The sequence below is a fragment of the Burkholderia sp. SR8 genome (assembly GCF_052851275.1).
This window is the reverse complement of sequence record NZ_JAULUC010000002.1, coordinates 347,645-361,249: the sequence shown is the minus strand read 5'-3', so window position 1 is coordinate 361,249 and position 13,605 is coordinate 347,645. Positions and strand designations below refer to the sequence as shown.

Here is a 13,605-nt window from a genome sequence, read left to right as displayed (position 1 = left end):
CCGGCCCGCGCCGGCGGTCAGCGCGACGACTCGCGCGCCTTCACGATTTTTCCTCGCTGCAACACGTACGCCACGTGTTCGCCTTCGCCCGCGACGACGCCGATATCGTCGAGCGGATTTCCGTCGAGCACGACGACGTCCGCGATCGCGCCGGCGGCGATCACGCCCAGTTGCCCCGGCAGGTTGACGATTTCGGCCGCAACCGTCGTCGCCGAGCGCAGCGCCGCGAGATTGCCGAGCACTTCGGCGCGGATCCGGAACTCGCCGCACTGAAACGCATGCATTTCGCCGAGCAGGTCGGATCCGAAGCCCATCTTCACGCCGGCGTTCGCGTAGATTTCGAGCGACTCGCGCCCCTGGCGCTGCACGGACGCGACCTTCGCCACCGAATCCGCCGGCATCCCGAACTGCGCGCCGTGCTTCGCCAGCGCGTCGTACGTGACGAGCGTGGGCACGACGAACGCGCCGCGCTCGTGCATGAGTTTCGCCGCGGCCTCGTCGACGAGGTTGCCGTGCTCGATCGTCCGCACGCCGCAACGCACCGCGCGTGCAATCGCGCGCCCCGTGTACGCATGCGCCATCACGTAGGTATTCGCGGCGTCGGCCTCATCGACGATCGCCCGGATCTCGTCTTCCGAATACTGGGTGTTCGCGATCGGGTCCGTCGGCGAAGCCACGCCGCCCGACGCCATGATCTTGATCTGCGTCGCGCCTTTCTGGATCTCTTCGCGCACCGCGAGCCGCACGCTGTCGACGCCATCGACGACGCGGGCGATCGCGCCGGTGCGAAAGCAGCACGAACACGGTTCGAGCAGATCGCCGCGCGGCCGGAAGTCGCCGTGTCCGCCCGTCTGCGACAACGCCTTGCCGGACGGAAAGATGCGCGGCCCGGCGACGAGCCCCGTGTCGATTGCCTGCATCAGGCTCCAGTCCGCGCCGCCCGCGTCGCGCACGCTGGTGAATCCGCGCGCCAGCATCGCATCGAGAATCGGCAGCGACCGGATCGCCGCGAGAATGTTCGGCTGCGTCGCGTTCGCACCGAGGTTCGCATTCGACGCGAGCACGTGCACGTGGCAATCGATGAAGCCGGGCATCACGGTCCTGCCGCGCACGTCGATCACGCGTGCATCGGGAAAGTCGACGGGCCGGTCGGTGACTTCGACGATCCGCTCGCCGTCGATCACGACGTGATGGTGTTCGAGCAGCACGCCGCGTTCGAGATCGAGTACGTTGCCGCCCTTGAGCACGGTAATGGTCATGGGGAATTATCCTTGTCGGGTGGTGGCCGAGTTGCGCCGCACGTCGTTGACGAAGCGCGTGCCGACGAGGCTGATCGCGGCCGCGACGGTCACGTAGAGCGCCGGCGCCATGTTGCTGCCCGTGCGGGCGATGAGCCACGTCATCAGGAACGGTGCGAAGCCGCCGAAGATCGTGACTGCGAAGTTGTACGCGACCGACAACCCGGTCGACAGCACCTTGGTCGGAAACAGCTCGGCGAATGCGGCGAGAATCGGCCCGGTATACGCGGCGATCAGCACGCCGAATACCGCCTGGAATACGATCAGCGACCCGAAGCCGGGCGCATGGTTGATCCACGCGAACATCGGCCACGCGAGCGCCAGGATCGCGAGCGCCGAGCCGGACAGGAACACGCGCCGGCCCCACGCGTCGGCGAGCCTGCCGACGATTGGCGAGCCGCACATGATCATCAGCCCGCCGACCATGCCGGCCGCGAAGCCGGTCGACTGCGGCAGATGCAGCGTGCGGACCGAATAGGTCGGCATGTAGAACAGCAGCACATACGTGCAGACCGTCCACAGGATCACCATCGAGAAGCTGGCGAACGTCTCGCGCGGGTAGGTGGACAGCACTTCCTTCAGCGGCGAGCTTTCCTTCGCCTGTGCTTCGACGGCGCTGAACGCGGGCGTTTCGTCGAGATGGCTGCGGATGAAGTAGCCGACCGGGCCGACGACGATCCCGAGCAGGAACGGCAGCCGCCAGCCCCAGCTGTGCAGTGCCTGCGCGTCGAGCGACGTGGTCACGAACGTGCCGGTCGCCGCGCCGAGCAGCACCGCGAAGCCGATGCTCGACTGGATCCAGCTCGAGTAGTACGCGCGTTTCTCCGGCGGCGCGTACTCGGTGAGGAACGCGGTGGCGCCGCCCATCTCGCCGCCCGCGGAGAAGCCTTGCAGCAGCCGCGCGACGACGATCACGAGCGGCGCGGCGATGCCGGCCTGCTCGTAAGTCGGCGCGAGCCCGATCAGCGCGGTGCCGAATGCCATCAGCAGGATCGTCAGCGACAGCGCGGCCTTGCGCCCGACCTTGTCCGCATAGATGCCGAGCACGATGCCGCCTACCGGCCGCATGAAGAAGCCGACGCCGAACGTCGCGACGGTGAGCAGCACCGACGTCAGTTCATTGCCGGTCGGGAAGAACAGCTTCGCGATGATCACCGCGAAGAAGCTGTAGACGGTGAAGTCGAACCATTCGAGGCCGTTGCCGATCACGGTCGCGACGATGGCGCGGCGGCGCTGCTGCGCGGCCGCATCGACGGAATGCGCGGCGCGCGGGGAAAGCGTTCCTTGCATGGTCTCTTCCTTTGTCAGAAGCCGGGACGGGTGTCCCGCGCGAATCCCATGCTAAGGACAGCCGGATTTTTTTCTGAAACGAAAGATTTGCATGCACGCATGCGCTCAGCGCATGCATCGCATTCATGGCGCCGTCTGATGGTCCGCCTGTTCGAACAGCCAGCGCGAAAACAGCCGCGCCGCCTGGTTCTGCGCGCGGTCGTTCGGCGAGATCACGTAATAGCCGCCGCCGTGGCTCGCGGACGCGTCCGTCACGCGCACGAGCAGCCCGGCCTCGATACATGCGTCGATCATGTAGCGCCAGCCGAGCGACACGCCCTGGCCGAGGATGGTCATCTGCACGATCTGCGGATACGAATTGATCGTGATGTCCTGCGGCCGCGCCTTCTGCCGGTCCACGTCGTTCATGTCGAACCACTCGGACCACGACATCCACTGGCGCTGGCCGTCCTCGAGGCGCAGCAGCGTCTCGTTCGCGAGGTCGGCCGCGCTCAGCGTGCGGCCGGCCAGGTAGCCGGGCGCGCAGACGGGGAACACTTCCTCGTCGAACAGCCGGCGCGCGGTGTACTCGGCCGGCGCCTGCTGGCGCACGTAGTAGACGCCGACGTCGAATTCCGCGGGCGACATCGATGCGAGGCCGTCGCGCACGATCAGGCGCAGCTTGATGTTCGGATACGCGGCGCGGAACGCCGGCAGGCGCGGCGTGAGCCACAGCACCGCGACGCCCGACGAGCACGCGATCGTCAGTTCGAGATCGCCGTACGGTTTCATCACGTCGTGCGTGGCTTCCGCGCATTGCGTAAGCAGGTGATGAACCTGCGCCGCGTACTGTTCGCCGGCGATCGTCAGCCGCAGCGAGCGATGTTCGCGGACGAACAGCGAACGGCCGAGGAATTCCTCGAGCTGCTGAATCTGGCGGCTGATCGCGCTTTGCGTCAGATGCAGTTCGGCGGCGGCCTTCGTGAAGCTCGCATGCCGCACGGCGGCTTCGAACGCGACGAGGCACTGGAGGGGCGGCAGGGGCGAGATGCGCATGACGGGTGTAAGGATCGAGGTGGCTGCCGACATGATACGAGCGTACGTGCCGGAAATTGCCTGTCCGCGCAGCCGATGCCGGCCGGCCATATTCGTGCGAAGATTGAGCGACTTTCGTCCCGCATTCCATCGAGACCGCCGTGACCCGATCGAACCCCGACAGCAGCCCGCAATCCGGCCACCCGCCGTGGATGCCCGTCGCACTGGCCGAACTGGGCATCCGCCGTTTCCCGCCCGGCAGCATCAACCCGCGCATCGTCGAATACAACAATCACACGAACCTCGTCGGCTACGACGACAAGATTTCGTGGTGCTCGTCGTTCGTCAACTGGTGCATGTCGCACGCCGGGCTCCGCGGCACCGGCTCCGCGCTCGCGCGCTCGTGGCTCGAATGGGGCCGCCCGCTGGAGCGGCCGGTGTACGGCTGCATCGCGATCCTGACGCGCGACGATCCCGCGAGCTGGAAAGGCCACGTCGGCTTCTATCTGCGTCACGACGACCGGCACGTGCACCTGTTCGGCGGCAATCAGCTGGACGAGGTGCGCGAACTCGCGTATCCGCTGAGCGAAGTGATTGGTTACCGGTGGCCCGACGCGGGCTGAATGCATCGTATCGATCCGCACGGCGATGGCCGGGAAAGCGGCCTGCGTTGCCCGGGATCCGCGCTCGAACGCGTTCGTCGCGACAATGCGGCCATTGCGGCCATTGCGGCCATTACGGCCATTACGGCCATTACGGCCATTACGGCCGGGCGGCCGCCCGGGTGGCGGCCTGCATCGCCGCCAGCTGGTACCGCCCGCTCGGTATGCTTCATGCGCGTACAGCCGGGCGTCCGGTATCGGAGCGCGGCCGCCGTCACTCCTTCACGGCACCGGCAATGGTGGCGACCGCCACGGCCTCCGTCTCCATCCCGCCCGCCGCGTCGTTCGTGCTCCACCCGCCGCCCAGCGACCGATACAGCGCGACCGCCGCCAGCGCATGCTCGCGCCTGACCTGATTGAGCGCGTCCGAATCCCGCAGATACACCTCCTGCGCGGACAGCACGTCCAGAAAATCCGTCGCGCCACCCTTGTACAGCTGGTTCGCGAGCCCGAGCGCCTTGTCCGACGCCGCGAGCGCGCTGTCGAGCCGCCGCGTCGCTTCATCGCTGCTGACGAGGTTCGCGCGCGCATCCTCGACCTCCCGCAGCGCCTGCAGCATCGTCTGCCGCAACCCGAGTTCCGACTCGCGCATCCGGCTTTCGCTCTGCGCGATGTCGGCCGTGATGCGTCCCGCGTTGAAGATCGGGCTCGTCGCACTCAACGCCGCGCTGAACAGGTTGTCGGTGAGCGTCGGCAACCCGAGGTACGACGCGGCCAGAATCCCGTCCGTCAGGTTCAGCGAGAACTTCGGATACCGCTCGGCCTTCGCGACGCCCACCTGCGCCGCGCGCCGCTCGACCTGCGCATACGCGGTGAGCACGTCCGGCCGGCGCAGCAGCGCCTGTGACGGCAGCGTACTCGGCGACCCGGCCGGCGGCGCCGGAATCGCGCCGGCCTGCGCGAGCACGAGCCGGTCGACCGATTCCGGCGTGCGGCCCGAATACACGGCGATCAGGTTCAGCTGATGCGCGATCTGCGCCTGTGTCGGCGGAATCCGCGCTTCGAGCGCATCGAGCTGGTTCTGCGCACGCGTGACGTCGAGTTCCGTCGACAACCCGAACGCCTGCCGCTTGCGCGTGAGTTCGAGCGCACGCCGGCGAATCGCCGCGTTGTCCTGCAGGATCTTCAGTTCCTGCTGCGCCCAGCGCAGGTCCACATACGCGGAAGCCGCATCGGCCGCGAGCGCGAGCCGCATCGCGTCTTCCGCGTGCCGTTGCCCGACGAGTTCCGCTTGCGCCGCCAGCAGGTCGAGCCGTTCGCCGCCGAACACGTCCGGCGACCAGCTCAGCGCGAGCCCCGCACCGGCCTGGCGCACGTAGCCGAGCGGCGGCGGCGTGTTCTGGCGCACGTCGGCGGCGCGCGCGGTCGCGTCGAGTTCGGGCAGCAGTACCGCGCGCTTCTGCACGGTCAGCGCCTGCGCCTGCTTCACGCGTTCGGCGGCGGCCTGCAGATCGAGGTTGCCGTCGAGCACGGTCGCGATCAGCCGGTCGAGCACGGGATCGTGGAACTGCGCCCACCACGCGGCGGCGTCGATGTCGGCGCGCGGCGCGTCGGTGTCCCACGCGGCGGGCGCGAGCGATTCGACGGCGTCGTGCAGTGCCGGATGCTGCGCGGGCAGCATCGCGCAGCCGGCGGCGAATGCGCTGACGGCCAGCGCGACGAGGAGCTTTTTCATGATGGGAGTCTCGGCTTCAGTGCGCGTCCGGCGGCGGCGCGTTCAGGGTGATGGGGCGCGAAAACGCGACGGCGACCAGCGCGACGACGAAGCACAGCGACAGCGCGTAGTACGCATCGGCGTAGGTCAGCGTCAGCGCTTCGCGATAGATCAGGCGGTGCAGGTTCGCGAGGCCGGCCTGCGCGGTATCCAGCGTGTTGCCGGCCACGGAGGTCCAGTACGCGGCCTGGCGGTCGAGCAGCGATGCGACCTGCGGCGCGCCGGCGCTCACATGCTCGTTCAGGCGCAGATAGTGGAGGTTCACGCGATCATTGAGCATCGTCGCGCTCACCGCGATGCCGATCGCGCCGCCGAGGTTGCGCATCAGGTTGAACAGGCCGCTCGCCGATTTCAGCCGCGACTGCGGCAGCGAGCCGAGCGCCATCGTCACGATCGGCGGCACGCTGAACTGCTGGCCGATCCCGCGCAGCGCCTGCGGCAGCAACAGTTCGCGCCAGCCCCAGTCATGCGTGATCGGCGTGTACAGGTAGCAGCCGAGGCCGAAGCAGACGAGCCCGAACACGAGCAGCGCGCGCATGCTGAAATGGCGCGCGGCGAACGCATACGCGCACAGCGCGAGCAGCTGGAACGCGCCGACCGACAGCAGCGCGATGCCGATCTGCAGCGAGCTGAACGCACGCACCTGCGCGAGGAACAGCGGCGTGAGAAACACCGTCACGAAGATTCCGATGCCCGTCACGAACGACAGCAGGCTGCCGATTCCGAAATTGCGCACGGCGAGCGCGCGCAGGTCGACGATCGGATCGTCGGCGGTCAGTGCGTGCACGATGAACAGGAAGCCGCAGATGGCGGAGATCCACGCGCAGATCAGGATCGCGTCGTCGCCGAACCAGTTCTTGCGCGGGCCTTCCTCCAGCACGTATTCGAGGCAGCCGAGGAAGCCGGACATCAGCGCGATGCCGAGATAGTCGCCGCGCTTGATGAGACTCAGGTCCGGTTCGTCGATGTGCACGTAGCGCGGCACCAGCGCGGCCACCGCGATGCCCGGCACGAGGTTCAGGTAGAACAGCCAGTGCCACGACCATTGATCGGTGATCCAGCCGCCGATCACCGGCCCGATCGCCGGCGCGAGCGACGCGAGCGCGCCGATCGTCGTCGACGCGATCAGCCGCTGCTTGCCGGGGAACAACACGAACGCGGTCGTGAACACGGTCGGGATCATCGCGGCGCCGAGCGCGCCCTGCAGCCCGCGGAACAGGATCATCGAGTCGATGTCCCACGCGAGCCCGCACAGCATGCTCGTGATCGTGAAGCCGACGGCCGACGCGACGAACAGCCAGCGCGTCGACATCACCTTCGACAGCCAGCCCGACATCGGGATCACGATGATCTCGGCGATCAGGTAGGCCGTCTGCACCCACGACAGCTCGTCCTGGCTCGCGGACAGCCCGCCGCCGATGTCGCGCAGCGACGACGCGACGATCTGGATGTCGAGCGTCGCCATGAAGAAGCCGACGCACATCAGCGCGAACGCGAGCACGCGCTGCTTCGTCGGTTGCGACGCGGGGTCGCCGGAAAACGCGGTGGTCATCGCCGGCTCCCGTTCAGTTCGTGCGATCGGTATGCACGGTCACGACCGCGGACAGGCCCGGCCGCAGCACGTGGTCGAGCCCCGGCTGCGGATCGAGATGCACGCGCACCGGCACGCGCTGCACGATCTTCGTGAAGTTGCCGGTCGCGTTCTCGGGCGGCAGCACGCTGAAGGTTGCGCCGGTCGCGGGCGCCAGGCTGTCGACGCGGCCGTGCAGCCGCGTGCTCGACGCATCGAGCGCGACGTCGACGCGGTCGCCCGCGCGCATCTTGCGCAGCTGGTCTTCCTTGAAGTTCGCGTCGATCCACAGGCCGGAAGCCGGCACGACGGTCAGCAGCGGCACGCCGACGTTCGCGAGCATCCCGACGCGGCCGGTGCGGTTGCCGACGTAGCCGTCGACCGGCGAGCGGATCGTCGTGTACTCGACGTTCAGCGCCGCGACGCGTTGTGCGGCGAGCGCCGTGTTCACGCGGGCCCGCGCATCGGCGAGCTGCGCGCCGAGCACGTCGAGCTGGCGCTTCGCGGCGAGCAGCGCGGCATCGCTGCGCGCGACGGATGCATCCGCCTTCGAGTAGTCGGCGTCCGCGCGCTCGACGATCTGGTTCGACACCGCGTCGGATTTCACGAGCTCGCGGTAGCGCGCACGGTCGGACGATGCACGCGTGAGTTCGGCCGCCGACGCGTTCCGGTCCGCCGCATGCTGGCCGATCACCGCGTACTGCAGCTGCTGCTTCGCTTCGAGTTCGGTTACCGCCGAGCGTGCGCTGTCGACTTCCGCGCCGGCCTGTGCGAGCTTCGCGTCGTAGTCGCGCGCATCGAGCTGCACGAGTACGTCGCCGGCCTTCACGCGCTGGTTGTCGGTCACGAGAATCCTGTCGACGAAGCCGTTGACTTTCGGCGCGAGCACGGTCACGTCGCCGCCGACATACGCGTCGTCGGTGCTTTCCTGGAAGCGCAGCACGAAGAACCAGTCGAGCGCGGCGGCCGCGACCGCGACGACGACGGCGCCCAGCGCGATCCGCATCCACGGCACGCGGCGCTGCTTCGCGGGCCGCTCGATTGTGGCTGCCTCGCGGGAGGCAGCGGCTTGGGTCGTTTCCATCGAATCACCTATGTATATGCACTTATTGAGGCGACCGACGACGCGTCGCCGATCGGGGAAGTCGTTAATCGCGTTCCGGCAGGTGGTGCGTGATCCGGAACAGTTCGTCTCTGAGGCGGGCCGCGCGGGCCGACCCGAACCGCTGCTCGAACGCTTGCTGCGCGGCGAGCCAGTGCACATGCGCGTCGGCGATCTTCGTTTCGCCGTGCGCGGTCAGCGCGAACGTCTGGCGGCGGCAGCGCGGCTCGAGCCGGCCGGTCACCAGCGCCGCGCCGATCAGCGGCTTGAGGGCCCGCAAGAGCGCGGTGCGCTCGATCACCAGCACCGCCGACAGCGTCGCCATCGTCAGGCCCGGGCGCTCGCGCAGCAGCGCGAGAATGCTGTACTGCGACGGCGTGACGCCGGCCCGCGACAGGTAGCGCTCGTAGAACTGCGAGATGCGCCGCGCGGCCTGGCGGACCGCGAAGCAATCGTCATCGGCGAGCGTGGTGTTGTGCATGTGCACATGCTAGGCGGCGCGACGATGCGAAGCGAGCGGTGCGGCGGGATCAGATTGGTGTCGTGGCTGTACCAATCGACGGAGGGAGCGCGCGCTGCTGCGCGGGATCAGGCCGCGGCCGGAACAATCCCGCCTTCGCGGTCGGCGTACGCGGCCGTGTAGTCGATGAAGGCCTTGACCTTCGCGGGCAGCAGCGCGCGGTTCGCGTAAGCGAGCTTGATGTCGACGAAGGCGTCGACGAGATCGGCGCCTTCGAGCAGCTGCACGAGCGCGCCGGACGCCAGTTCGGCCTCGACGAGCGTCTTCGGCACGACGCCGATCCCGAAGTCGTGCATCACCATTTCGCGATTGAAGACGGGGCTGTTCGACGAGATGTCGAAATCGAGCGGCACGGTCAGCGTGTCGCCGTCGACGCGGAACGACAGCGCGGGCCGGCGCAGCGACGGCGACATCGGCACGAACGCGTGGCCGGCGAGCGCGGCCGGCGTGTCGGGGCGCGGATGCGCGCGCAGATAAGCGGGCGTCGCGACGATCACGACCGGAATGCGTTCGATCAGCCGCACGACGGTGGTCTCGCTCGTCAGCATGTACGGCACGACGATGCCGACGTCGTAGCCTTCGCCGACCAGATCGACCGGCCGCTCGGTGAGCGTGACGTCGAGGCGCACCTTCGGATGCGCGGCCTTGAAGCCGGCGATCAGCGGCACGAGCCGGTTCAGCGCGGCCGTCGTGTGCGCGACGAGACGCAGCAGCCCTTCCGGTTCGCGCGTGTGCGACTGCGCCTGCGCTTCCAGCGAATCGAGTTCGTCGAGCACGGCCGCGCAGCGTTCGTAGATGCGCTCGGCCGTTTCGGTCAGCGAGACCTGGCGCGTGGTCCGGTGCAGCAGGCGGCTGCCGAAGCGCGCTTCCAGATCCGCGACCGCCCGCGACACGACCGGCCGCGCGAGGCCGTGCATGTCGGCGGCGCGCGTGAAGCTGCGCGTTTCCACCACCGAACGGAAGATCCGCAGCTTGTCGATGTAGTCCATGTCCGTCTCCTCGGGCCGATGGTGCGATCGGGCAATGGCGGTCGCCGGATGCCCGCGGCCGGCCGTTACGGCGGAGTGTACATTGACTTTATGCATATGCACATATAAATTGCCGGACATGAACGATACCCGGATAGCCCAGGTCTGCAATTGCCTCGCGCTGCGTCAGGCGGCGCGCTTCGTCACGCAGCTGTACGAGCGGCATCTGGCCCCGGTCGGGGTCACGCCCGCGCAGTTCTCGATCATGGCGAACCTGTCGCGGCGGCCCGGCCTCGTGATGAGCGAGCTCGCCGATGCGCTGGTGATGGACCGCACGACGCTGCTGCGCGCGCTCAAGCCGCTGCAGCGCGACGGGCTCGTGGCCGCGGCCGCGGCGGAGCATGACGCGCGGGCGCATGCGCTGAGCCTGACGAAGCTCGGCGAGCGGACCTACGCGCAGGCAAAAGTCGCATGGCAGGCCGCGCAGGACGAATTCGAGACGCAGTTCGGCCGCAGCCGCGCCAAGGCGCTGCGCGACGAGCTGTTCAGCCTGACGGCGATGCGTTAGGCGCGCCGCGCGGTAGTATGACAAAAGCGATCCGGATCCACCGGACGAGACACGAGGAGCCTCCATGCTGCAGTTGAGCGAGCGCGACGGCGCGATGTTGCGCGGCGCATTCGGCGACGGCGTCGCGCGCGCGATGCGGATCGTCGCGCGCACGGCCGACGTGATGTCGGCGCCGCACCTGATCGACATCACGTCCGCGCATATCGACGGCTGTCTTTACCACGGCCGGACGAGCCTCGACTTCGTCGAGTATTTCGTCGACACCGGCGCGCAGGTCGCGGTGCCGACCACGCTGAACGTCGGGTCGCTCGACCTGATCCATCCCGAGCTTTATCACGGCGACCGCACGATTCAGCGCGACGCGCAGCGGCTGATGGACGCGCACCTGCAGCTCGGCTGCGAATCGAGCTTCACGTGCGCGCCGTATCAGCTGAAGAATCGTCCGCGTCTCGGCGAGCAGATCGCGTGGGCCGAATCCAATGCGATCGTGTTCGCCAATTCGGTGCTCGGTGCGCGCACCAGCCGCTACGGCGACTTTCTCGATCTGGCCGCCGCGATCACCGGACGTGCGCCGTACGCGGGGCTGCACGTCGAAGCGAATCGCGCGGCGCGGATCGTGTTCAACGCACCGGACTTCGGCAACCGGCCGTCGCGCGACATTTACTTCGCGGCGCTCGGGCTGCTGATCGGCCGGATCGCCGGCGCGGTCGTGCCGGCGATCGTCGGGCTGCCGCCGGACACCACCGAGGACGAACTGAAGGCGCTCGGCGCCGCCGCCGCGTCGAGCGGCGCGGTCGCGCTGTTCCACGCGGTCGGCGTCACGCCCGAGGCGCCGACGCTCGACGCCGCGTTGCACGGCCGCGCGGCCGAACGCATCGTCGACGTCGCGATGGCCGATCTCGACGACATCCGCCGCACGCTGAACCACGGCGCGGCCGGCGATGCGCTCGTCGCGGTCGCGCTCGGCACGCCGCATTTCTCGCTGGCCGAATTCCGCACGCTCGATGCGCTGCTCGACGCGTTCGACGGCAAGCCGAAGTGCGACTTCTACGTGAATACGAGCCGCTTCATCCTGTGGGAGCTCGGTGAGTCGGGGCTCGCGGAGAAATTCGCCGCGCGCGGCGTGCAGATCGTCGTCGACACCTGCACGTACATCACGCCGGTGATGAAACAGCTGTCGGGCCTCGTGATGACGAATTCGGGGAAATGGGCATCGTATGCGCCTGCGAACATCGGCGTCACGGTCGCATACGGCAGCATGCGCGAGTGCGTGCGTTCCGCGTTCGAAGGAAAGGTGCGATTCGATGACTGACGCGACGGTTCGGACATTGACCGGCGACACGCTCGTGCCGGGCAGCGCATGCGCGCCCACGATCGTGCTCGACAAGCCGCTCAGCTTCTGGGGCGGCTACGATTCGGGCGCGGGGCGGATCGTCGATCGCGGGCATCCGCAGGCCGGCGCGAGCCTCGCCGGCCGCATCATGGCGATGCCGCACGCGAAGGGATCGAGCTCGAGCAGCAGCGTGCTCGCGGAAGCGGTGCGCAACGGCACGGGGCCGGTCGGGATCGTGCTGAAGGAGCGCGACCTGATCATCTCGATCGGCGCGATCGTCGCCGCCGAGCTGTATGCGATCGCGGTGCCGGTCGTGTGCGTGACGGACGACGTGTACGACGCGATCGTCGCCGCGAAAGGCGACGTGCGGATCGACGCGGGCGAGGGCGACGGCGGCGCGCGGATCTACGTCTGCACCTGATCGTCCGGCTTACTCGCGAGCCGGCGCGCCGGCCGTTTCCCGGTACGCGCTCGGTGTCTGTCCGGCCCAGCGCCGGAACGCGCGCGTGAAATTCGCCGGGTCGGTGAATTGCAGCCGCTCGGCAATCGTTTTCAGGTCGAGATCCGACGCGGCGAGCAACTGCTTCGCGTCGCGAAACCGCGCTTCGTCGAGCAGTTGCCGATAGCTCGAACCGGCTTCCTCGAGCCGGCGCCGCAACGTGCGCGTCGATACCAGCAGCGCGTCGGCAAGCGCGTCGGGGTTCGGATAGCCGCCGGTGGTGCGCGCCAGTTCCGCCCGCACGCGTTCGACCAGATCGCCTTCCTCCTGGCGCACCTGCGCATATTCGCGCTCGACCTGCACGAGCGCCTGCCGGTGCGCGACCTCGTCGGCAAACGGCAGCGGCCAGTCGAGCACGTCGCGGGCGATCCACAGCGCATTCGCCGCGCAGCCGAATTCGACCGGCGGAAGCTGATCGCGATACCGCGCGAAATAGTCGGGTTCCGGCCACGCGAAGCGCAACGCGATCGGCGGCGACGCGCGCCCCGACCACTGCGCGATGTTCTGCGCGAGCCCCGTCAGCACGAACTCGAACATCACGTGATGCTGCAGCACGGGGCTCGCCTGCACGCCGTGCAGTTCGAGCGTCGCGCCATGTTCGTCTTCCGCATAGGTCAGACGATATTGGCGATTGCGCATCCGGAAGTAGCGCTGCGTGACGACGAGCGCGGCGCGGATGTCCGGCGCGGTCAGCGTTGCATAACCGAGGAAGCCGTGCACGGTCGGCTTCAGCAGCAAGCCGAACGCGAGCCCGATGCCCGGGTCGCCGCCGATCTCGATCGCGTTGAGCACGAGCCGCCCCCATTGCGACGGCGCGACCCGCGCGTCCGGTTCGGCCAGCACCGCGTCCCGCAGGCCGGTGCCCGCACGCACCGCGGACGGATCGACGCCGCGCGCGGCCAGTGCCTGCAGCAGCAGGCGCGTATAGGCGACCGGAATCGTCGGCCGGCGCAGCCCGAGGTGGTCCTTGCGTGGTGCGGAGGTCATGTCTTTTTGGCCGGAAATGACAAGCATTATGGCTGTTTGCCCCCTCACGTTCAAGGCGGCGCGCGGCCTACGATCACATC

Annotated in this window: 13 protein-coding genes; 4 read left to right on the top strand and 9 right to left on the bottom strand. The window is 68.4% G+C overall.

Annotation, left to right across the window (positions count from 1 at the left end; genetic code table 11):
- Positions 1–17 precede the first annotated feature (17 nt).
- The 3 genes from Q3A80_RS03895 to Q3A80_RS03885 all read right to left on the bottom strand — a co-directional run bounded on the left by Q3A80_RS03895 (position 18) and on the right by Q3A80_RS03885 (position 3,623).
- A complete protein-coding gene (locus Q3A80_RS03895) occupies positions 18–1,259 on the bottom strand; it encodes an amidohydrolase family protein (RefSeq protein WP_446327745.1) in 1,242 nt (413 codons plus the stop codon).
- 6 nt (positions 1,260–1,265) lie between these two features.
- Positions 1,266–2,588: an MFS transporter gene (locus tag Q3A80_RS03890; protein ID WP_446327744.1), complete on the bottom strand. Its 1,323-nt coding sequence runs from the start codon at positions 2,586–2,588 to the stop codon at positions 1,266–1,268.
- A 123-nt stretch (positions 2,589–2,711) separates the two neighbouring features.
- Positions 2,712–3,623, bottom strand: coding sequence for a LysR substrate-binding domain-containing protein (locus Q3A80_RS03885; protein WP_446327816.1), 912 nt, complete (start codon positions 3,621–3,623; stop codon positions 2,712–2,714).
- Between the two features lie 191 nt (positions 3,624–3,814).
- On the opposite strand from Q3A80_RS03885, the gene Q3A80_RS03880 reads away from it, so the two are divergent.
- Entirely contained in the window at positions 3,815–4,225 is a 411-nt protein-coding gene (locus Q3A80_RS03880; protein WP_446327815.1) for a TIGR02594 family protein, read from the top strand.
- Between the two features lie 253 nt (positions 4,226–4,478).
- On the opposite strand, the gene Q3A80_RS03875 is transcribed toward Q3A80_RS03880, so the two are convergent.
- The 5 genes from Q3A80_RS03875 to Q3A80_RS03855 all read right to left on the bottom strand — a co-directional run bounded on the left by Q3A80_RS03875 (position 4,479) and on the right by Q3A80_RS03855 (position 10,159).
- The gene (locus tag Q3A80_RS03875; RefSeq protein WP_446327743.1) at positions 4,479–5,939 is read right to left on the bottom strand and encodes an efflux transporter outer membrane subunit; all 1,461 of its coding nucleotides are present in this window, start codon (positions 5,937–5,939) and stop codon (positions 4,479–4,481) included.
- Positions 5,940–5,955: 16 nt separating this feature from the next.
- Positions 5,956–7,530 (bottom strand): DHA2 family efflux MFS transporter permease subunit, encoded by a 1,575-nt coding sequence (locus tag Q3A80_RS03870; RefSeq protein ID WP_446327742.1) that lies wholly within the window; start codon positions 7,528–7,530, stop codon positions 5,956–5,958.
- A gap of 13 nt (positions 7,531–7,543) precedes the next feature.
- Complete coding sequence (locus Q3A80_RS03865; RefSeq protein ID WP_446327741.1) at positions 7,544–8,632, bottom strand: HlyD family secretion protein; 1,089 nt, start codon at positions 8,630–8,632, stop codon at positions 7,544–7,546.
- A gap of 64 nt (positions 8,633–8,696) precedes the next feature.
- Positions 8,697–9,131, bottom strand: a complete 435-nt coding sequence (locus Q3A80_RS03860) for a MarR family winged helix-turn-helix transcriptional regulator (protein WP_446327740.1) — start codon at positions 9,129–9,131, stop codon at positions 8,697–8,699.
- A gap of 107 nt (positions 9,132–9,238) precedes the next feature.
- Positions 9,239–10,159, bottom strand: a complete 921-nt coding sequence (locus Q3A80_RS03855) for a LysR family transcriptional regulator (protein ID WP_446327739.1) — start codon at positions 10,157–10,159, stop codon at positions 9,239–9,241.
- Between the two features lie 118 nt (positions 10,160–10,277).
- Between Q3A80_RS03855 and Q3A80_RS03850 the strand changes: the two genes are divergently transcribed.
- From Q3A80_RS03850 to Q3A80_RS03840, 3 genes are all read left to right on the top strand, one after another.
- Positions 10,278–10,706: a MarR family winged helix-turn-helix transcriptional regulator gene (locus Q3A80_RS03850; RefSeq protein WP_446327738.1), complete on the top strand. Its 429-nt coding sequence runs from the start codon at positions 10,278–10,280 to the stop codon at positions 10,704–10,706.
- Positions 10,707–10,770: 64 nt separating this feature from the next.
- Positions 10,771–12,018 (top strand): aconitase X, encoded by a 1,248-nt coding sequence (locus Q3A80_RS03845; protein ID WP_446327737.1) that lies wholly within the window; start codon positions 10,771–10,773, stop codon positions 12,016–12,018.
- Entirely contained in the window at positions 12,011–12,460 is a 450-nt protein-coding gene (locus tag Q3A80_RS03840) for an aconitase X swivel domain-containing protein (protein ID WP_446327736.1), read from the top strand. The genes Q3A80_RS03845 and Q3A80_RS03840 overlap by 8 nt, the downstream gene beginning before the upstream one ends.
- Before the next feature lie 9 nt (positions 12,461–12,469).
- Here Q3A80_RS03840 and Q3A80_RS03835 read toward each other — a convergent pair whose 3' ends face one another.
- Entirely contained in the window at positions 12,470–13,552 is a 1,083-nt protein-coding gene (locus Q3A80_RS03835; RefSeq protein WP_446327735.1) for an AraC family transcriptional regulator, read from the bottom strand.
- Positions 13,553–13,605 lie beyond the last annotated feature (53 nt).